The 18,909-nt window shown below is 63.9% G+C and carries 17 protein-coding genes; 7 read left to right on the top strand and 10 right to left on the bottom strand.

What is annotated here, in order from left to right:
* Positions 1-440: 440 nt before the first annotated feature.
* Positions 441-3,014, bottom strand: a complete 2,574-nt coding sequence (locus JNM03_RS16790; protein WP_294038373.1) for a TonB-dependent receptor — start codon at positions 3,012-3,014, stop codon at positions 441-443.
* Between the two features lie 99 nt (positions 3,015-3,113).
* Positions 3,114-3,284: a YezD family protein gene (locus JNM03_RS16785; RefSeq protein WP_294038371.1), complete on the bottom strand. Its 171-nt coding sequence runs from the start codon at positions 3,282-3,284 to the stop codon at positions 3,114-3,116.
* A 190-nt stretch (positions 3,285-3,474) separates the two neighbouring features.
* Between JNM03_RS16785 and JNM03_RS16780 the strand changes: the two genes are divergently transcribed.
* The 4 genes from JNM03_RS16780 to JNM03_RS16765 all read left to right on the top strand — a co-directional run bounded on the left by JNM03_RS16780 (position 3,475) and on the right by JNM03_RS16765 (position 8,127).
* Entirely contained in the window at positions 3,475-4,479 is a 1,005-nt protein-coding gene (locus JNM03_RS16780) for a nitronate monooxygenase (protein WP_294038369.1), read from the top strand.
* 32 nt (positions 4,480-4,511) lie between these two features.
* Entirely contained in the window at positions 4,512-5,231 is a 720-nt protein-coding gene (locus JNM03_RS16775) for a hypothetical protein (RefSeq protein WP_294038367.1), read from the top strand.
* A gap of 99 nt (positions 5,232-5,330) precedes the next feature.
* Positions 5,331-7,634, top strand: coding sequence for a phosphoenolpyruvate--protein phosphotransferase (gene ptsP / locus JNM03_RS16770; protein ID WP_294038365.1), 2,304 nt, complete (start codon positions 5,331-5,333; stop codon positions 7,632-7,634).
* A 76-nt stretch (positions 7,635-7,710) separates the two neighbouring features.
* Entirely contained in the window at positions 7,711-8,127 is a 417-nt protein-coding gene (locus tag JNM03_RS16765) for a GFA family protein (protein WP_294038363.1), read from the top strand.
* Positions 8,128-8,155: 28 nt separating this feature from the next.
* On the opposite strand, the gene JNM03_RS16760 is transcribed toward JNM03_RS16765, so the two are convergent.
* The 8 genes from JNM03_RS16760 to JNM03_RS16725 all read right to left on the bottom strand — a co-directional run bounded on the left by JNM03_RS16760 (position 8,156) and on the right by JNM03_RS16725 (position 16,092).
* Positions 8,156-9,553 (bottom strand): serine hydrolase, encoded by a 1,398-nt coding sequence (locus JNM03_RS16760; protein WP_294038358.1) that lies wholly within the window; start codon positions 9,551-9,553, stop codon positions 8,156-8,158.
* A gap of 1 nt (position 9,554) precedes the next feature.
* Complete coding sequence (locus JNM03_RS16755; protein ID WP_294038356.1) at positions 9,555-9,911, bottom strand: MmcQ/YjbR family DNA-binding protein; 357 nt, start codon at positions 9,909-9,911, stop codon at positions 9,555-9,557.
* 2 nt (positions 9,912-9,913) lie between these two features.
* Positions 9,914-11,239 (bottom strand): replication-associated recombination protein A, encoded by a 1,326-nt coding sequence (locus tag JNM03_RS16750; protein WP_294038354.1) that lies wholly within the window; start codon positions 11,237-11,239, stop codon positions 9,914-9,916.
* Positions 11,240-11,243: 4 nt separating this feature from the next.
* Entirely contained in the window at positions 11,244-12,401 is a 1,158-nt protein-coding gene (locus JNM03_RS16745; RefSeq protein ID WP_294038353.1) for a glycosyltransferase family 1 protein, read from the bottom strand.
* Positions 12,402-12,442: 41 nt separating this feature from the next.
* Complete coding sequence (locus JNM03_RS16740) at positions 12,443-13,381, bottom strand: hemolysin family protein (protein WP_294038352.1); 939 nt, start codon at positions 13,379-13,381, stop codon at positions 12,443-12,445.
* Between the two features lie 19 nt (positions 13,382-13,400).
* Positions 13,401-13,907, bottom strand: coding sequence for an rRNA maturation RNase YbeY (ybeY, locus tag JNM03_RS16735; protein WP_294038351.1), 507 nt, complete (start codon positions 13,905-13,907; stop codon positions 13,401-13,403).
* A gap of 146 nt (positions 13,908-14,053) precedes the next feature.
* Positions 14,054-15,418 (bottom strand): HAMP domain-containing sensor histidine kinase, encoded by a 1,365-nt coding sequence (locus JNM03_RS16730; RefSeq protein WP_294038350.1) that lies wholly within the window; start codon positions 15,416-15,418, stop codon positions 14,054-14,056.
* Positions 15,415-16,092, bottom strand: coding sequence for a response regulator transcription factor (locus JNM03_RS16725; RefSeq protein WP_294038349.1), 678 nt, complete (start codon positions 16,090-16,092; stop codon positions 15,415-15,417). The genes JNM03_RS16730 and JNM03_RS16725 overlap by 4 nt, the downstream gene beginning before the upstream one ends.
* 124 nt (positions 16,093-16,216) lie before the next feature.
* Here JNM03_RS16725 and JNM03_RS16720 point away from each other — a divergent pair, with 124 nt between their 5' ends.
* Genes JNM03_RS16720 through JNM03_RS16710 form a run of 3 tightly spaced genes read left to right on the top strand, consistent with a single transcriptional unit; the run spans position 16,217 to position 18,896 of the window.
* Entirely contained in the window at positions 16,217-16,960 is a 744-nt protein-coding gene (locus JNM03_RS16720; protein WP_294038347.1) for an HAD family phosphatase, read from the top strand.
* A gap of 5 nt (positions 16,961-16,965) precedes the next feature.
* Positions 16,966-18,117: a hypothetical protein gene (locus JNM03_RS16715; protein ID WP_294038466.1), complete on the top strand. Its 1,152-nt coding sequence runs from the start codon at positions 16,966-16,968 to the stop codon at positions 18,115-18,117.
* Positions 18,114-18,896: an FkbM family methyltransferase gene (locus JNM03_RS16710; protein WP_294038346.1), complete on the top strand. Its 783-nt coding sequence runs from the start codon at positions 18,114-18,116 to the stop codon at positions 18,894-18,896. The genes JNM03_RS16715 and JNM03_RS16710 overlap by 4 nt, the downstream gene beginning before the upstream one ends.
* Positions 18,897-18,909: the final 13 nt, after the last annotated feature.

Here is an 18,909-nt window from a genome sequence, read left to right as displayed (position 1 = left end):
GATGATCGAATGCGGTGACGCGCGCATGACCCGCGGCCGACTTGTCGGTCGCCAGAAAATGGTCGGCACGGGCAGGCGTCGAGTCGATGGCGCCATCCTTTCGTTCGGACGGGACAAGAATAAGCTGCATCCTTCAATCGACCTAACCGAATAAGCTGAACATAGTCATCGAATGAACCGATCACACGCCAATCGGTTGCCGGCCCCCGGCAAGCCGGTCCCGAAACGAAAACGGCCCACCGAACGGCAGCCAAAGGGAATACAATATGCTGTTCGGAAGCGGGTTGATCGACCGCTACGGTATTGAATGCCATCACAGCGGGAGCGGGAAGATAGCCCCGTCCGCCGTCGGCAGAGCTGACGCGCTTTCCCGAAAAAAGAAAGGGTCGCCCCGCGGGGCGACCCTTTCCTTTTGCCTTCCGGCTCGCGAGACAGGGAGTTCAGAAGTTGAACTTCACCGTTCCGCCCCATGTCCGCTCATCGCCGGGCGTACCGGCGATCAGGCCGGTGTTGCCGGGGGCGACCTGCAGCAGTTCGATATAGTTCACGTCGAATGCGTTGCGGACCCAACCGAAGATGTCGAAGCCATCGGAACGGAAACCCACACGAAAGTTGGTCAGCGCATAGCCCTTCACATCCGTGTAGATCGAAGGCGATGCGTTCGAATTCCAGTGCGAGCGGTAATTGCCGTCAACGCCCAGATAGATCTGCCCGTCCTTAGCCAGCAGGGTAAGCGGCGCATTGGCCTCGGCGCCGTAAGAGAAGGCATATTTCGACACGCCCGGCAGACGCTGGCCCGAAATATCGCACTGCCTGGGGCTCAGAGAGGCGGCAGGATGCGTCGGTGTATTGCCGGCCTGGCCCGGGGCATCAGGCACTTGGTTGCCGGTCACGAAGGTGCCACCGGACAGTTCCGGCGGGCATGGTGCGTTGAGGAACTTCTTGTATTTCGCGTCGGTGTAGGCGCCGTTGGCATATGCGGTAAAGCGGTCGCTCGCGCGGATCTTGAAGTCCGCCTCAATTCCCTGCGACACAACCTTGTCCGCGTTGGCGAGGTAGCCGCGTACGGTGCCGAACTGGCCGCCGTTTACCGTCGCCTGGAAATTCTTGATCTCCGTGCGATAGGCAGTGAGGTTGAAGGTCGCCAGACGGTTCAGGAACTGGGTTTTAAGGCCGATCTCAAAGTGATTGACCGATTCCGGTTTCACCGTGCTCGCGGAGAGATCGGGCAGGTTGGTCGCACTGTTGAGCGGCAGGCCGTTCTGGTTGATGCCGACCGTCTTGAAGCTTTTCGCATAGGTCGCATAGGCAAGGACATCAGGCGCGACCTTGTAATTCACATTGAAGTCGTAGCTGAAGTTCCAGTCGCTGACCGACGGCGACGTGCTCTGTGGCTGATAGACGCCGCACTGCGCCGCAAGAGCGCTATTCGTCGCCAGCGGCGGGGTGCAATTGATGACCTGACCCGCGCCGTTGGTCACCACGCGCTCATAGAAGCCGGATTTCTTGTCATAATTGACGCGGATACCCGGCTGAATCGTCAGTTCGGGGGTCAGCTTGTAACTGAGCTGACCATAGAGCGCACCGCTCGTGCTCTTGAGGAACTGTGTGTTCGTCGCGGTTAAGCCGTTCAGGACAGCCGGATTGTTTGCGCCCTGCGCGGCGGTCAGGCTCCAAAGGCTGGCGTTCACGCCCTGCTGCTCCGTCCCCTGCGTGTCGATCCTCTGTTTGAAGCCGAACAGGCCGGCGACGAAGTCGATAGTATCGCCTTCATAATTGTATCGGAATTCCTGACTGTACTGGTCTTGCTGCGAGGGGTTCTGCGACTTCGAAACGATCGACGCGCCGGTGAAATCACGGTCGTTCTCCGGCTGCCAGTCCCAGAAGCGCCACGCCGTGATCGAGGTGAAGGTGCCGGGGCCAACGTCCCGTTTCACCTTCGCCGACGCACCGCCGATCTTGTTGCCCGCGTTGAGGTTGGCGTCGATGTCGGTCAGACGGTCATAAACGTTGCGGCTGGGCACCGCGTAGTTCCGTCCCGGATTGGCGGCGTTGAGCGCCGCGATCAGCGCGTCATACTGGCGGTTGATCGGGCGCTGCGTGGTTCCGACACGGACAAAGGCCGTGCCATAGCCTTCGGGATCCTGCTTGCTGTAGTCGCCCGACAGCGTGATGCTGAGATCCTCGTTGGGCTTGAACAGCAACTGACCCCGAAGACCCAGATTGTCCTGTTCGTTGATCCAGCGATTGCTCGTGACGTTGAACAGCGTGCCGCGGCGACTGGTCGCGGCGACTGCAATACGTGCGGCGACAGTTTCCGACAGCGGGCCGGAAACGGCAGCCTTGGCCTGCCGGTAGTTGAGGTTGCCGACGCTCAGTTCCGCCCTGCCTTCGAAATCGAAGGTGGGCTGGTTGGTCGTGATATTGATCGCGCCGGCCGTGGTGTTCTTGCCATACAGCGTCCCTTGCGGTCCGCGCAGGACTTCGACCTGATCGACATCGAGGAAATCAAAGGTCGCGGCCGCGACACGCGAATTATAGACGTCGTCGACATAGATACCGACGCCCTGTTCAAAACCGTCGCTCGTCAGGCCGAAAGGCACGCCAAGTCCCCGGATGTTGACCGAGGTATTGCGCGGGTTCGACGTGTAGACCTGCAACGTCGGTGCCAGCTGCTGAAGCTTCACGACGTTGAAGTTGCCGGTGGCCTCGATCGAGTCTCCGCGGATCACCGAGATCGCCACCGGCACTTCCTGCGCCGTCTCCTGGCGACGACGCGCGGTAACGATGATCACGTCGCCGCGACTGACGTCGTCGTCGATTTGATCGGCGGCCGCAGTCGTTGCGGCAGCCACTGCGGTGATGGTTGCGCTGTTCCCGGCGACTGCGTTCGCCGTACCCGCGGCGACCGTTTCCGCTGCGCCGGCGGACGTTGCGCCGAGCGCAAGCAAAAGCGAGAGAGTAAGCGACGATGCCTCCACGCGGCGGCGGACGGATGGATATTTTGCGGTCATGACAATTTTCCTGTTGCTTTGATGTTGCACGAAAATTGCCACATCCGGCGGTCCGGTCTGCGGCAGGAAGAGGAGAATCCTCTTTGGGAGTCGTCGAACTCAGTTCGGATATCGGTGTCGCTCGGTCACATCGACCTGCACCAGTCGGCCTTCGTGAACGGTGAGCTGGATCGCGCCGAACTTCAGCTTTTCCAGCGCGTCGAGCACAGTCTGGACGGCCCGCGACGTGATGCCGGCGTCATCGCCTGGCTGTTCTTTCGGAGTGCTCATTGTCCTGCCCTTCTTTGATATGAGTCGAAGCGGACACTATCCCAAGCTTTTTAGTAGACAATGATTATTTTGCTTTCTGCGCCCAAAGGTGAAGTTGCCGCGCCGAACGGATTCCCTCGCAGGACAAGTCGTTGCGTTTGGTCGCCGAAGTGATTGCGCCGGCCCGCCAAGGCTGGCAAAGGCCCAGCCGATGAGCAAAATTGACGATCTGATGGCCCGCGGAACCGAGCTTCTCGGCAGTGACCATGCCATCCTCTGCGGCGCGATGAGCTGGGTCTCCGAGCGCAATCTGGTAAGCGCGATCAGTAACGCCGGCGGTTTCGGCGTCATCGCATGTGGTGCGATGACGCCCGAGCTTCTCGATGCCGAGATCGCGGCGACCAGTGAACTCGCGAAGCGCAACTTCGGCGTCAACCTGATCACGATGCATCCGCAGCTTTTCGACCTTATCGACGTATGCGCGAAACATGGGGTCGGCCACGTCGTGCTGGCTGGCGGTTTGCCGCCCAAGGGCAGCCTTGAGGCGATCAAGGCGTCAGGCGCCAAAGTGATCTGCTTTGCGCCGACGCTGGCGCTGGCGAAAAAGCTCGTCCGCTCCGGCGTCGACGCACTGGTCATCGAAGGCATGGAGGCGGGCGGGCATATCGGCCCCGTCTCGACGAGCGTATTGGCGCAGGAAATCTTGCCGACACTCGCGGAGGAGGTCCCGATCTTCGTTGCCGGCGGCATCGGACGCGGCGAAGCGATCGCAGGCTATCTGGAGATGGGGGCGTCGGGCGTCCAGCTTGGAACGCGCTTCGTGTGCGCAACCGAGAGCATCGCGCATCCCAATTTCAAGAAGGCCTTCATTCGCGCCTCGGCGCGCGATGCGGTGGCAAGCGTCCAGATCGATCCGCGTTTGCCGGTCATTCCCGTACGCGCGATCAAGAACCTCAGCACCGAAGCCTTCACCGCGAAGCAGCGCGAAGTTGCGAACCTGCTCGACGAGGGCACGGTCGACATGATGGAAGCCCAGCTCCAGATCGAGCATTACTGGGCGGGTGCATTGCGTCGCGCGGTCATCGACGGCGACGTCGAGGGCGGTTCGTTAATGGCAGGGCAATCTGTCGGTATGGTAACCCAGGAAGAGAGTGTCGCCGATATCATCGCAACTTTGGTGCAACAGGCCGAAGCGGCGTTGCGCGGACGAGGTTGAGACCGCATGATTTCGCGGTTGGGGAGAAGGTCATGAATGTGTCGCGTAAGATTATCGTCGCCGGTTTGCTCGCGAGCGTTGCAGCCTGCGCCCCCAAACCGGTCGCTCCTCCGCCACCGCCGCCACCCGCGCCCGTTGCCATCGTCATTCCGCCGCGCCCGCTGCCTCCCGGCTATGCATCGCTGACGCAAATCCTGCCCGGCCGCGGTATCGATGGCCGCTTCGTGACCGCGAACAGCAACATATCGGGCGATCGCGCCTTCTGGCAGCTCAAGATCGGGCTCAATGTTGCTGCCATCGGTTGTCGCGGGCTTGAGGAGGCAACGCTCGTTTCGGCGTACAACAATATCATCAAGGCGCATGCCAAGGTGATCAAGTCGACCGAGAAAAGCGTGATCACGCAGCTCGGCAAGGAAAATGGCAACAACGGTATCGCGGCCCGCGACCGCCTGTCGACGCAATTGTTCAACTATTTCGCGCAGCCGCCGGCGCAGCGAGCCTTCTGCACGCGCGCCAACGAAATCGCGCAGCTCGTTTCGTCGACCCCCACCGCTCAGGTTGTCGCGCAGTCCCCCGCGCATCTCGCTACGCTCGACCAGCCTTTCATCGATTTCTACGAAGCCTATGCCAGATACCAGCTCGACGCAGCGGCATGGGACGCCAAATATGCGCCGCCGCCAGCGATCATGACTGCGCCCCCGCCGCCCATCGCAACGCCGGCCCAGCCCGCGGCTTCGCCGAGCGGCGTCTGACTTCGGATTTTTGGGGCGCGGCGCAAGGTTCCGCGGCGACCGATGAAAATGCCCGGGGTCATAGCAACGACGCAAAGCATCTGTTAGCAGGGTCGGGCGATGACGAACGCCCCGCCCCCTCCCTCGACCGCCGCGCAGTCGGCACGCACAATCCTGACCCGTCTTCACGAAGTGATGGCGGCGCGCTCCAACGCGCAGAGCAAGCTCAACCAGGTCGTTGGAATCATCGGCGAATGCCTCGATAGCGAAGTCTGCTCGATATATCTTCTGCGCGACGGCGCGCTCGAACTCTATGCGACGCGCGGTCTGAAGCAGGAGGCGGTCCATGTGACGCGCCTTGGTCTTGGCGAGGGCCTGGTCGGCACGATCGCCGATCAGATCGAGACGCTGAACCTCGACGAGGCCGCGGCGCATCCCGACTTCTCCTATCGTCCCGAAACCGGCGAGGAACTGTTCCACAGCTTCGCCGGGGTTCCAATCATTCGCCGCGAGCGGGCCGTGGGCGTCCTCTGCGTCCAGCACGCCGACCCGCGCCGCTATGAAGAAATCGAGATCGAAACGCTGCAGACCGTGGCGATGGTCCTTTCCGAACTGATCGCCAACGCTGACCTTGTCGACACCGCCGCCCGCACCGATGCGGCCGCCGCCGATCAGTCGGCTCAGCGCCTGTCGGGTCAGAAGCTTGTCGATGGCATGGGTGCCGGGATTGCGGTTTTTCATCAGCCCCGCATCACTATCGAATATACCGTGGCCGAAGATACCGAGGCCGAACGTCACCGGGTCTACGCGGCGTTCGACAAGATGCGCGAGCAGATCGACCGCATGGCAAGCCAGGCCGAATTCGGCGGCGGCGGCGAGCATGAAGAGGTCATCGAGACCTACAAGATGTTCGCCTATGACGAGGGATGGTCGCGACGGATCAACGAGGCGATCGACAGCGGCCTGACCGCCGAAGCGGCGATCGAGCGGGTGCAACAGCGGACCCGCATGCGGATGCGCCAGATCGACGACCCATTGCTGCGCGACCGCATGCACGACCTGGAGGATCTGTCCAACCGGCTGATTCGCATCGTGTCAGGGCAGATGGGCACCGCCGCGCAGGTCGGACTCCGGCACGATTCGATCCTGATCGCGCGCAACCTCGGCCCAGCCGAACTGCTGGAATATGATCGGCGCCGTCTGAAAGGCGTCGTACTCGAAGAAGGATCGCTGACCGCACACGTCATCATCGTGGCGCGCGCGATGGGCGTGCCGGTGATCGGCCGTGTCAACGACGTGCGCACCTCGATCCGCGAAGGCGACCTGCTGCTGCTCGATACCGGCGCGGGAACCGTACAGGTTCGCCCGACGCAGGCAGTGCAGGATGCGTTCGACGCCAAGCTCGACTTGTCGCAAAAGCGCCGCGCCAATCTGGCGGCACTTCGTGACCTGCCGGCGGTCACCAGGGACGGCATACCCATCGAGTTGATGATCAACGCGGGCCTTCGCGAAGATATCGCGGCGCTGGACCTGACCGGGGCGCGAGGAATCGGGCTGTTCCGCACCGAATTCCAGTTCCTCGTGTCGGCGACGTTGCCGGCGCGGGAACGGCAGCAGCGTCTCTATCGCGACGTGCTTGATGCCGCAGGCGATCGGCCGGTGATCTTTCGCACCGTCGATATCGGCGGTGACAAGGCGTTGCCGTACATGAACACCGACACGGCGCTGGAGGAAAATCCGGCGATGGGGTGGCGCGCGCTTCGCCTGGCGCTCGAACGCGAAGGTCTGCTGAAGGTCCAGGCGCGCGCGCTGATGGAGGCTGCCGCCGGCCGGACGCTGAACGTCATGTTCCCGATGGTGTCCGAACCTTGGGAGTATGAGGCCGCGCGCGACCTGTTTATCAAACAGCGCGCCTGGCTCGCCAGCCATAACAAGAAGCTGCCCGTCGCGATCCGCTATGGCGCGATGCTCGAAGTGCCGGGGTTGCTCGAGACGCTCGACCTGATGTTGCCGCATCTCGACTTCCTGTCGGTTGGTACCAATGACCTGACGCAGTTCCTCTTTGCTGCCGACCGCGCGCATCCCCGGCTTGCCGAGCGCTACGACTGGCTGTCGCCAACGGTCATGCGCTATCTCGCGCGCGTCGTCAGGACGGTCGCCGGGTCGAAGGTGGCGCTGGGCGTCTGCGGGGAAATGGGCGGACGCCCCCTCGAAGCCATGGCACTGCTCGGCGTCGGGATCGAGCGGCTCTCGATCACACCCGCTGGTGTCGGACCGGTGAAGGCGATGATCCGGTCGCTCGACCTTGGTCAACTGCGGGCCGACATGGGCGCGATCCTCGCGCAGCCCGCTCCCCATCCGCGGGGACAGTATCTCGACTGGGCGAAGGCTCATCAAGTCGACCTCAGCGATATCGGCGATTGAATCGACGATCTTCGGGGTCGTTGCGTCCACGTCGATGTTTATGATATGTTCTCCTTTCAAGAAAAAGGAGAGAGCGATGACCGATTCCCCCGCCCGTGCCAGCGGCCAATGCCATTGCGGTGCGATCCGCTATTCGATGCCCACCGCGGTCGAACATCATGCGCTCTGCCATTGTCAGGATTGCCGACGCCATTCCGGTGCGCCGATGGTCGGCTGGGCGTTGGTGAACCGGTCCGATGTCGAAATGACCGGCACGCCGAAAATCTATGCTTCGTCCGAACATGGTCGCCGCCATTTCTGTGCCGATTGCGGTTCCGGGCTCTTCTATACCAACGAGGCGATCTTTCCCGGCCAGATCGACGTGCAGACCGCGACGCTGGACGACCCCGACCTGATCCCGGCCGGCGCACAGATCCAGATCGCCGAACGGATAGGCTGGATGGAAAAGCTGAATGAGATGCCGGCGTTCAATCGCTACCCCGGAATGGATTGAGGCCTAGCGACCGCCCGGGGGGTCGGCATCAGTCCGCGTCAGCCTCGACAATCGCAGCGACGAGTTTTGCGATGTCGAGCCGCTGTTTGTCGTCGTCATAGCCTTGTCGTACGATGATCAACTGGCGCGACGGGATCATGATCAGATACTGGCCGCGATTGCCGAAGGCACCGAACGCATCGGACGGGACCCCTTCCGACTTGTTCAGCAGCCAGAATCCGGCGCCATAGCCGAAGGGGCCATCGGGCTGCGGCCCGCTTGGCGTCGTGACAAAGCGCCGCCAGTCTTCGCCCAGCAGGCGCTTGCCCTCCCACACCCCGTCATTTTGATAAAGCAGGCCCAGCCGCGCGAGGTCGCGGGCGGTCGTCCACACCTGGCTTGACAGGATATAATCGCCATCCTTGTCATGTTCGGCAAAGGTCCGCGTCATGCCAAGGCGATCGAAGAAAGCGTCGGGGTCGAGCAGCCGATCGGAACGGATGACCGCCGCGCGCCGGTTGATGTCGTCCTGCGCCCTCTGCTGCGCCGCCTTCAGCGACAACACCGCGAGCATCGTGTCGTTGTTGGCGTATCGATACCGCGTGCCGGGCGGGTGTAAGATCGGCCATTGTGTTGTCCACTGCCGCACCGAAGCACCACCCATATAGATGGCATCGCTGCGGTTGCCCGCACTGTCGCTGGTCAATCCGCTTGCCATGCGCATCAACTGCTCGGTCGTGATCGCGGCGCGCGGATCGCCCTCAGACTGCCATTCGGCAATCCCCGCGGGCTTTGTGACGTCGATCCAGCCCTGATAGGCAGCCTGACCGATCAAGGTTGCCGCCATCGACTTGGCGACCGAGAAGGTGCGCTGCGCCGTGTGGATATCATGCCCGCCCTCATAGCGCTCCAGCGCGATTTTCCCGTTCTTGACGACCAGCAGCGAACTGGTGCGTCCGCCAAAGCGCTCGATGTCCAACGTCGCCATGGCAAATCGGGCAAGACCGCGCGTCGGCGGCCACGACGCGCCCTTGTCGCCCAGAGGCCAGGGCTGAGCATCGAGATCGGGTCGCCTCGCGGTCGAATGATAATCGACTCGCTTCGGCTGGGCGCCGATGGGCAGGGTCACGCAGCCTTCGCGGCCGCCCCACTGCGCGATGCGCGGCGGCATGTCCTCGCTGTAGCGTACGGTAACCCGCATGGCAGCACGATCGACGTCGGCCGTCAGTGCGCGAACATCGGCCTCGATCTCAGGATAGATGCCCGTCAGTTCGTCGCGTTCGATCGCGTCGAGCGGCTTGCCGGCTCCGTTCCACAACGCCGAGCAGGTGAAGGCCGCTCGATAGCCCGCGGCCCAGGCGCGGTCGATCCCCAGGTTGGAGTCGGCTGCCTGCGCGGGCAGCGCAAGCATGGCGGCCGCGAAGCCGAAAATCAGCCTTGCGACCATGTCATGGGCGCTCGCCGAACGCAGCGCGCTGCGCCTTTCGGGCACGATCCCACCAGGCGCGGCGGAGAAGGTCGGCGATGCGCCAAGGATCAGCTGAGCCGAACCGGACGAGTATCGCATGCCAGCCTTCGTAATGCGGAGTTTGCCAGAACGTGCTGGGATCGGTTTCAAGCAAAATCTCCTTTTCGTCCGGCTTGCACATCACCGCGAAGCTGCCCGCCTCGCGTCCCGGCGACGCGAGCGCCTTGCCGTTGAGTTTGGGACAGGGCGTGCCATAGAAGGGCAGCATTTCGACATCAGGCAACGCGCACGCAAAGGCGACCACATCGGCCCAGCTTTCGAAGCGTAACGGGCCCATCGCTATTCGCGCCCGGAGCCGCGCCGGCGCTCGTCCCACCAGGCGAGCCGTTCGGCGATACGCTTTTCAAACCCGCGATCGACGGGGCGATAGAAATCGATGGGTCTCATTTCATCGGGCCAGTAATTGTCTCCCGAAAACCCCTCGGGCGCGTCGTGATCATAGGCATAGCCCGCGCCGTAGCCGAGGTCTTTCATCAGCTTGGTCGGAGCGTTGAGAATATTGGCCGGAGGAGCGAGGCTGCCCGTCTCGCGCGCAGCGGCCCAGGCGGCCTTTTGCGCCATATAGGCTGCGTTCGATTTGGGAGCGGTCGCGCAATAGAGACAAGCCTGGACGATCGCGAGTTCGCCCTCGGGCGACCCGAGAAATTGATAAGCGTCCTTCGCAGCAAGGCATTGCACCAGCGCCTGCGGGTCGGCAAGGCCAATGTCCTCGCTGGCAAAACGGGTGATACGACGCAGCGTATAAAGCGGCTCCTCACCCGCAACGAGCATTCGCGCGAGCCAATAGAGCGACGCCTGCGGGTCGGATCCGCGCATCGCCTTGTGCAGGGCCGAGATCAGATTGTAGTGACCGTCGCGATCCTTGTCATAGACGGGCATGCGACGGTGCAGAAATTGCGCCAGTTCGGCAGGCGCGAGCGGTTCGCTGATGGCCACCGAAAACAGCGTTTCGACCTGGTTGAGCAGGAAACGCCCGTCGCCGTCAGCGCTGGCAACAAGCGCCATGCGCGCCTCATCGGTCACGGGAAGCCGCTGGCCCGCCTCGGCTTCGGCGCGCGCGATCAACGTCCCCAAAGCGCTCTCGTCCAGTCGGTGGAGGACAAGCACCTGCGCGCGGCTCAGCAGAGCCGCATTCAGGGCGAAGCTGGGATTTTCGGTCGTTGCCCCGACGAGCACGACCGTTCCCCGTTCGACGAAAGGCAGAAAGCCGTCCTGCTGGGCACGGTTGAAGCGGTGAATTTCGTCGACGAAAAGAAGCGTCCGCTTGCCCGCCGCCGCCATTTTTTCAGCATCGGCGAACGCTTTCTTCAGGTCGGCGACGCCAGAGAATACCGCCGACAACGGGGCAAAACGCAGCCCTACCGCCTCGGCGAGCAGGCGAGCGATCGTCGTCTTGCCAGTCCCGGGAGGTCCCCAAAGGATGATTGACGACAATTGCCCCGCCGCCACCATCCGGCCGATCGCGCCTTCGGGTCCAGTCAGATGCTCCTGCCCGACGACGTCGGCCAGCGTCGCGGGCCGCATCCTTTCTGCGAGCGGCGTCGGGCGGTCGGCACCGTTGTCCTGCGGGGACGGCGCATCGCCACCGAACAGGTCGCCGGCCATCGTCCTACCCCGCGCGCCGCTGTTTCTGGCGTATCAGCCGGATATAGGTGTCAGCGACCGACTGATTGATCGCGTCCCATTGATACGCGCCGCTTTCCGCGAGCGCCGCCGTACCATGCACCGAACGGAGTTCAGGGTCGCGGCAATAGCGTTCGAGATCGTCGGCGAACAGACCGATCGCTCCCGGGGTGACCAGATAGCCCGTCTGGCCGTGCTTGACGATGCTGGCACTGCCAGTGGCCCGCGCTGCGACCACGGGAAGGCCGCAAGCCATCGCCTCAAGCGTCACATTGCCGAACGTCTCGGTGATCGACGGATTGAAGAAGACGTCGCACGACGCCAGGGCGCGGGCCAGATTCTCACCCCCCTGAAAGCCGACGAATTTCGCATCGGGCAGTCGCGACTCAAACCATTCACCCGCTGGCCCTTCGCCTATCACGACGACCTGATGCGAGACTTTGCGTCGCTGAAGCTGATCGACCGTGTCGGCAAACACGTCGAGCCCCTTTTCCATCACCAGCCGGCCAAGAAATGCGATGACGGGCGTGTCGTCCGCAATACCCCAGGACCTGCGCCAGTCGAGATCGCGGCGGCCAGGATTGAAGACATCGCGTTCGACCCCGCGAGTCCAGATGCCTATGTCGTAGTTCATCCTTTGTTGGCGAAGGACCTGTGCGAAGCTTTCGGACGGTGCGATCAGCGCGTCGCATTTACGGTAGAGCTTGCGCAGCCAGGCGACGACCAGCGGTTCGAGAAAGGAGAGGTTGTAGTAGCGGAAATAGGTTTCGAACCGCGTGTGGACCGAACAGGCGATGGGCAGCTTGCGCCGCCGCGCCCACGCCGCCGCCTGCCGCGAAACGCGGTCGGGGCTGGAGATATGGAGGATGTTGGGCGCAAAGGCGGCGATATCTTCGCGCACGCGCGACGAAAAATGCAGCGGAATGCGATATTCGGGACGATTGGGGATCGCCATCGAGGGCACGCTGACAAGGTCGCCCGTCGGCGCGAAATCGGGATTGGCGACGGTCGGGGAATAGACGCGGACGGCGGCGCCCTGGGCGAGCAGATAGCCGACAAGCCGGTTGAGCGCCTTGTTCGCGCCGTCGACCGTCATATTGTAATTGCCGCTGAACAGAGCGATGCGAAGGTCGGAAACTTCCATCCGGCCTCCGCTAGTCCCTTAGCCGCGCAAAGGCAATTGAGTCAGAACTCCTCACGCTCGGCCGGCGCCTCCAGATCGACGACGACCGGCGGATGCAGACGCAGGTGATGGACGCGCCGTTCGTCGGCCTCCGTCACCTCGATCCGCCAGCCACTGGGGTGGTGCAATATCTCGCCCACCTCGGGCACATGGCCCGCAAGGACTGCGGCAAGGCCGCCCAGCGTATCGACATCTTCGTCGATCTCGCCCAATCGCGGGTCGATCGCTTCGCCGATATCATCGAGTTCGGCGCGTGCGTCGGCTTCCCAGCACCCACCCTCGCCGGGGACGAAAAGCGCGGTCGGCTCGTCGTCATGTTCGTCCTCGATCTCCCCGACGATTTCCTCGACCAGATCCTCGATCGTGACGAGACCCTCGGTCCCCGAATATTCATCGATGACGATCGCCAGATGCGTCCGCTGCGCCCGCATGTCGGCAAGCAGGTCGAGGACGTCCATCGACTGCGGGACGTAAAGCGGCTGGCGGATCAGGTCGATCGGCGGCGGCGGCGGCTTTTTCGCGGCAAGCACCGCGAACACATCCTTGACGTGGATCATGCCGACGACTTCATCGAGCGTCTCGCGATAGACCGGCAGCCGGCTGTGCCCCGCATCGGCGAACAGCGCGATCAGTTCGTCGAAACTCGCGCTCTCCGAAATCGCGATGATCTCGCCGCGCGGCACCGCAACATCGTCGACGGTCTGTTCGCCGAAATGCAGGAGATTGCGGAGCATCTTGCGCTCGATCGGCGAAAGGTCGCCGACGATGTTGCTGCCGCGCCGTTCCTCGCCCTCTTCCTCGGCCTCGTCAATGACATCCTCGATCTGCTCCCGCAGCGATGCTTCTTTCTCGCCGCCAAAGAGCATGTTTCTGAGGCCGGTCCAGAGACCGGATCTACTGTCCTCTTCCGATCGGTTCGAAGACCCCTGGTCGTCGGGCATGATGCTGGCTGTTTCCCTGTTAATCCTGATGATCATATGGATTGGCGATGCCCAGCGATGCAAGCGCTTTCACCTCGAGCGCTTCCATTGCCGCGGCGCTGACATCGTCCATATGATCATATCCGACGAGGTGAAGCATGCCGTGAACGATCAGATGCGTGGCATGATCCTCGACCGAAACGCCCTTCTCCCCCGCCTCGCGCACGCAGGTTTCGCGCGCCAGAACGATGTCGCCGAGCAGGATTTCGCCGTCGTCGCTGTTCGCCATCGTTTCGAGAAGATCCGCCTGCACCTGCGGAAAAGAGAGGACGTTCGTCGGCTTGTCCTTGCCGCGAAAGTTGCGGTTGAGCGCGTGAACCTCGGCATCGTCGGTCAGGCGAACCGCCACCTCGACAAGCGGCGCGGCATCGGCAAGCGACGCGAACGGCGTCAACGCCAGTGCCGCGGCGGCGGCGGCGGCGGCCCGATCTTCCCAGTCGAGCGCATCGGGCCAGGGCGCCGCTTCATGGGTTTCGACGCTCAGCATGGAAAGTCGCGCAAAGGAAAATGCGCGGAAAACTGCGCAACTTTACGCACAAATCGCAGCCTTTGCCGCGCGGTCGGGAGAGAGAAGGCCATGCCGCCGACCTAGAACGCCGCACAAATATAGGACAGCGAAAAATCGCCGTGCGGTCAGGGAAAGACGAGCCGCACCCGCGTCCCCGGCGAAGCATCGCCGATGTGAAGCTGGCCCTTGTGCAGCGCAACGATCGCACTGACGAGCGACAAGCCAAGGCCCGTTCCGGGTTCGCCCGCAGTCGCCGGCAAGCGGAAGAAACGTTCGGTGACCTTCTGACGATAGTCAGGCGGAATACCCGGACCCGTATCGGAAATGTCGATCGTGACGCCGGCGTCCGTCCTTTCCGCCCCGACCGTCACCGCCCCGCCATCGCCGCCATATTTGATCGCATTGTCGAGCAGGTTCGATACGGCCTGGAACAAAAGATTGGGATCGGCGTCGAGGGTCAGTCCCGCCGTGATATGATTTTCCACCTTCTGCCCCCGTGCCTCCGCATCGGGCAGGTGAAATTCCACGGCGTCGGCCAGCAGGGTCGAGAGATCGACACTCCGAAACCCCGCGTCGTGCCGCCCGCTTTCGATGCGCGCGATGCGCAGCAGCGCGTCGAAGATCGACTGGAGGCGTACGGCCTCGACCAGCGCCTGTTCGGCAAGCCGCTGGCGTTCGCCCTCATCCCCGGCGGACCGGAGGTCGTCGAGGTCGGCGTGCAGCCGGGCGAGCGGCGTGCGCAATTCGTGCGCGACATTGTCGGACACGCGGCGCACCGATTCGAGCGCTTCCTCGATCCGCCCGAGCATTTCGTTGAGCGTGCGACCCAGCTCGTCGAAATCGTCGCCAGTGCCGCGCAGCGGAATCCGTTCGGTCAAGCGGCCCGCCATCACGCGGCGGGCGGTCTGGGTAACCGCATCGATGCGGCGCCCGATCGCCCGGCTCATCGCGATGCTGCCGCCGATGGCAAGCGCCGATGCGATCGCGACCAGCCATGCCGCGGCGACCGAGAATATCTCGTCGCGGTCATCAATATCCTCGACATCGCGGCCGACGATCAGCCGGGCGCCATCATCCAGCCGACGCTCGACCGACAGCGCAGTATAATCCTGTTCGGTGCCAAGAAACGCCACGTCGGCATCGAGCAGCTTCCAGCCGACGATTGTCGCATCCGGCCAGCTTGGCAGGTTGGCGGCCAGGGGTTTGCCGCCCGGGTCCAGCACGGCATGAAACGGCCGCCTGGGGCCCGTCCGCTCCCGAAGCTGCAACGCGCGAAGCAGCGCCGCGCGGCCATCGGCATGGTCCACCGCGGCAAGATCCTTCGCCTCGCGCTGGACGACCTCGGCTTCCTTCAGCATCGGCTGATACACGCCGAACCAATAGGCCGCGCAGAACATCGCGGCGGTCGACGTCAGGAACAGGGCGACATAGATCAGCGCCAGCCGAAAGGTCAGGCTCTGCCACAGCCGGCGGCGCGGCGGCGCGCTCAAGCGCCCGCCCGCATGACGTAGCCGGTTCCGCGAACCGTGTGGATCAACGACATGTCGTGGCCGCGATCGACCTTTTGACGCAGGCGGCTGACATGCTGGTCGATGATGTTGGTCTGTGGATCGAAATGATAGTCCCAGACATGTTCGAGCAGCATCGAGCGGGTGACGACGCGCCCCTCGTTACGCGCGAGATAGGCGAGAATGCGAAATTCGCGCGCCGTCAGGTCGATCGCGCGTCCCCGCCGCCGCACCTGCTGGCCGAGCAGGTCGATCTCCAGATCGCCGACGCCCAGCTTCGTCTCGGCAACGATCGCCGGACCGCGCCGGGCAAGCACGTCGATCCGCGCGAGCAGTTCGGACATCGCAAAGGGTTTGGTCAGATAGTCGTCGCCGCCGGCGCGAAGGCCGGCGACACGTTCATCGACTTCGCCGAGCGCGCTGAGGAAGAGGACCGGCGTCGCATCGCCGGTCGCGCGGATCGTCTGGACGATCGTCAGCCCGTCGACATGCGGCAACATGCGATCGACGACGATCAGGTCGAAGGTTTCGGACGCGGCGCGCAACAACCCGCGCCGCCCGTCATCCTCGACCGTCACGAGATGCCCGGCGGCCTTCAGCCCTTTGCCGATATGCTCCGCAACGCGCGCATCATCCTCGATCACCAAGATTTGCATCGCATTCCCGTTACCGGCTGGCACGCCAAATCGCCAGCCACCGCGCGAACATGTCGAAAATCAAATGAAAGCCCCATCGCCGCGTCAGATCGCGCTGCCACTGCCTGTCCCGAAGGAGCAGGCGATGGCACAGGTACAGCGGCAGGCGAACGATGCGGCACGCGCGTTTGCGCAGCCCCCCTCCCTCACGCCGCAACGGACGATGTTGTCGGTCTTCGACCTCGACCGCACGCTCACCATCCTGCCGACCTACACCCCCTTCCTGTTCTTCGCCGCGCGCAGCCGCGCGCCGTGGCGCCTGCTCCTTCTCCCGTTCCTGCTGCCGGTCGCCATTCTCTATGCGCTCAAGCTGGTTTCGCGCCGCCGGATGAAGCAGGCGATGCACCGTGTCGCGATCGGCGGCGCGCTGCCCGAGCGCGAGGCCGCACGGCTCGCCGACCGCTTTGCCCGCCGCCTGATCGCACGCGGGCTGTATGCCGAGGGCATCGCGCTGATCGAAGCCGAGCGCCAGCAGGGACGGCGTGTCGTCCTCGCAACCGCCGCCCCGCATTTCTATACTGCCGCGCTGGCCCGGCGGCTGGGCATCGCCGATGTGGTCGCGACGGCGTCGAGCTGGCGGGACGGCCATCTGATCCCGACGAGCGCATCGACGAACTGCTATGGCGCCGACAAGCGCCGCATGGTCGAAGCCTTCCTGCAACGCGCCGGGATCGCGCGCGACGCCGCCCATATCCGCTTCTATTCGGACCATGCCTCCGACCTGCCGATGTTCGAGCTCGCCGACGAGGCGGTCGCGGTCAATCCGTCGGCCAGGCTGCGGGCCATCGCCGGTGTGCGCGGCTGGCCGGTGCTGGACTGGCGCCGGTGAATCCGATGCACATCGGCTTTCTCTTCAACCATCATGGCGGGCATCAGGTCGCGCATGCGCTGCCCGTCGCGCTGGCGCTGCTGCGCCGCGGCACCAATGCGCGGGTGAGCGTGCTCGTTTCCGAAGGGTGCGAAGGCGAAGTGCGGCGAATGGCGGCCGCCGGACCCGGCCCCACGCCCGAGATCGTCCGGCTGCGCCCTCCCTCGGCATTCGCCCGCGCCGCCAACCGCGCGAGCGGACGGTCGATCCCCGCCGACATCGTCTCGACACTCCATCGCAACCTCGACCGGTTCCGCGGACTCGACGCACTGGTCGTGCCGGAGAAAACCTCGCTGATGCTGAAATCGCTGTTCGGGCTCAGGTCGTTGAAGCTGGTTCACACGCGCCATGGCGCGGGCGACCGTGCGATCGGATTCGACAAGGCGAGCGGCAAATTCGACCTGGTCCTGTTGTCGGGACAGAAGATCCGCGACCGGCTGGCGGCGGCCGATCTGCTCAAGGAAGACGGCCACGCGATCGTCGGATACCCGAAGTTCGACATCCCGCCGTCCAAACCGCCGCGCCTGTTCCCCAAGGATCGGCCGACCGTGCTGTACAATCCGCACCCTTCGCCAGCCCTGTCGTCCTGGTACCGGATGGGGCCGCATATCCTCGACTGGTTCGCGAAGAGCGATCGATACAATCTGATCTTTGCCCCGCATGTGATGCTGTTCAGGAAGCGCCTGACCGCGTCGCTGTCCCCCTTTGCACTCGGCTGGAACGCCGGCCCGCGCGCCGAACATTACGACCATGACCATATGCTGATCGACACCGGCAGCCCCGCCTCGCTCGACATGACCTACACCGATACCGCCGACATCTATCTCGGCGATGCGAGCAGTCAGGTGTATGAGTTTATCCGCCGCCCGCGCCCGTGCTTTTTCCTCAACCCGCGCGGGCTGGCCTGGCGGGGCGATCCCGATTTCGCGCATTGGGGGGCCGGTCATGTGATCGAGGACCTGAGCCAGCTCGATGCCGCGCTGGCCGAAGTGCCGCGCCTGACGCCCGCGATGCGCGAGCGGCAGGAGGCGCTGTTCGATTACAGCTTCGACCTGGAGGCGCGACCGTCGTCCGAGCGCGCCGCCGAGGCTATCCTAGACTATATGGCGCGGCGATGAGCGCGGCTTCCCCCTCCCAGCTTGCAAGCTTCCTCGACTATGGCGTCAGGAAGACGCTGCACAAGGCGTGGGTGCATTGTCTGGCCGCGCTGCCGCTGCCGCGGTCGGAGCCGGTCGTGACCTCGCGCTATGGCGTCAGGATGCGCGCGAACTGGTCCGACCGCACGTTCCAATATTGCCGCTATGCCACCTATGGCCGAGCCTTGTCAGGCTATCTCGCAGCGCAAAGGCGACCTTTCGCCTTTGTCGATATCGGGGCGAACCAGGGGCTTTACAGCCTGCTGGCGGCGCGCAACCGCCACTGCGCGTCGGTCGTCGCCTTTGAGCCCGTCGCCGCGACCTTTGCGCTGCTGCGCGACAATATCGCGCTCAACGCGGCGACCGCCCGGATCAGGCCGGTCCATGCCGCCGTGTCGCTTCATTCGGGGATGGCGCGGATCGCGACCGACGCCGCGCACAGCGGTGTCGCCAGCCTGCGCGAGGCGGCACCCGCCGAGGGGGAAGAAATCCGCATCCTCGGCATCGCCGGCGTCGACACGCTGATCGAGGGGGCGCTGCCGCTGATCGTCAAGATCGATGTCGAGGGCCATGAGGAAACGGTGGTCGAGGCGCTGATGGCGTCGGGGCACCGCGACCGGATCGGCGCGATCTTCTATGAAATCGACGCGCGCTGGACCGATGCCGACGCGATCGAGGCGCGGCTGCGCGCCGCCGGCTTTGCACGCTTCACCCGATACGGCATCGGACGGCATTACGATGTGCTGGCGGAGCGCGCCTGACCGTCCGGGGCCC

Source organism: Sphingopyxis sp., assembly GCF_016793825.1.
Classification (GTDB): domain Bacteria; phylum Pseudomonadota; class Alphaproteobacteria; order Sphingomonadales; family Sphingomonadaceae; genus Sphingopyxis.
Note: the sequence above shows the minus strand (reverse complement) of the source record. Positions and strands in the feature narration are given on the sequence as shown.

Excerpts from the sequence above, each read along its gene's own strand:
- JNM03_RS16790 (WP_294038373.1), bottom strand. The coding sequence starts at position 3,014 with ATGACCGCAAAATATCCATCCGTCCGCCGCCGCGTGGAGGCATCGTCG.
- JNM03_RS16785 (WP_294038371.1), bottom strand. The coding sequence starts at position 3,284 with ATGAGCACTCCGAAAGAACAGCCAGGCGATGACGCCGGCATCACGTCG.
- JNM03_RS16780 (WP_294038369.1), top strand. The coding sequence starts at position 3,475 with ATGAGCAAAATTGACGATCTGATGGCCCGCGGAACCGAGCTTCTCGGC.
- JNM03_RS16775 (WP_294038367.1), top strand. The coding sequence starts at position 4,512 with ATGAATGTGTCGCGTAAGATTATCGTCGCCGGTTTGCTCGCGAGCGTT.
- ptsP (WP_294038365.1), top strand. The coding sequence starts at position 5,331 with ATGACGAACGCCCCGCCCCCTCCCTCGACCGCCGCGCAGTCGGCACGC.
- JNM03_RS16765 (WP_294038363.1), top strand. The coding sequence starts at position 7,711 with ATGACCGATTCCCCCGCCCGTGCCAGCGGCCAATGCCATTGCGGTGCG.
- JNM03_RS16760 (WP_294038358.1), bottom strand. The coding sequence starts at position 9,553 with ATGGTCGCAAGGCTGATTTTCGGCTTCGCGGCCGCCATGCTTGCGCTG.
- JNM03_RS16755 (WP_294038356.1), bottom strand. The coding sequence starts at position 9,911 with ATGGGCCCGTTACGCTTCGAAAGCTGGGCCGATGTGGTCGCCTTTGCG.
- JNM03_RS16750 (WP_294038354.1), bottom strand. The coding sequence starts at position 11,239 with ATGGCCGGCGACCTGTTCGGTGGCGATGCGCCGTCCCCGCAGGACAAC.
- JNM03_RS16745 (WP_294038353.1), bottom strand. The coding sequence starts at position 12,401 with ATGGAAGTTTCCGACCTTCGCATCGCTCTGTTCAGCGGCAATTACAAT.
- JNM03_RS16740 (WP_294038352.1), bottom strand. The coding sequence starts at position 13,381 with ATGCCCGACGACCAGGGGTCTTCGAACCGATCGGAAGAGGACAGTAGA.
- ybeY (WP_294038351.1), bottom strand. The coding sequence starts at position 13,907 with ATGCTGAGCGTCGAAACCCATGAAGCGGCGCCCTGGCCCGATGCGCTC.
- JNM03_RS16725 (WP_294038349.1), bottom strand. The coding sequence starts at position 16,092 with ATGCAAATCTTGGTGATCGAGGATGATGCGCGCGTTGCGGAGCATATC.
- JNM03_RS16720 (WP_294038347.1), top strand. The coding sequence starts at position 16,217 with ATGGCACAGGTACAGCGGCAGGCGAACGATGCGGCACGCGCGTTTGCG.
- JNM03_RS16715 (WP_294038466.1), top strand. The coding sequence starts at position 16,966 with ATGCACATCGGCTTTCTCTTCAACCATCATGGCGGGCATCAGGTCGCG.
- JNM03_RS16710 (WP_294038346.1), top strand. The coding sequence starts at position 18,114 with ATGAGCGCGGCTTCCCCCTCCCAGCTTGCAAGCTTCCTCGACTATGGC.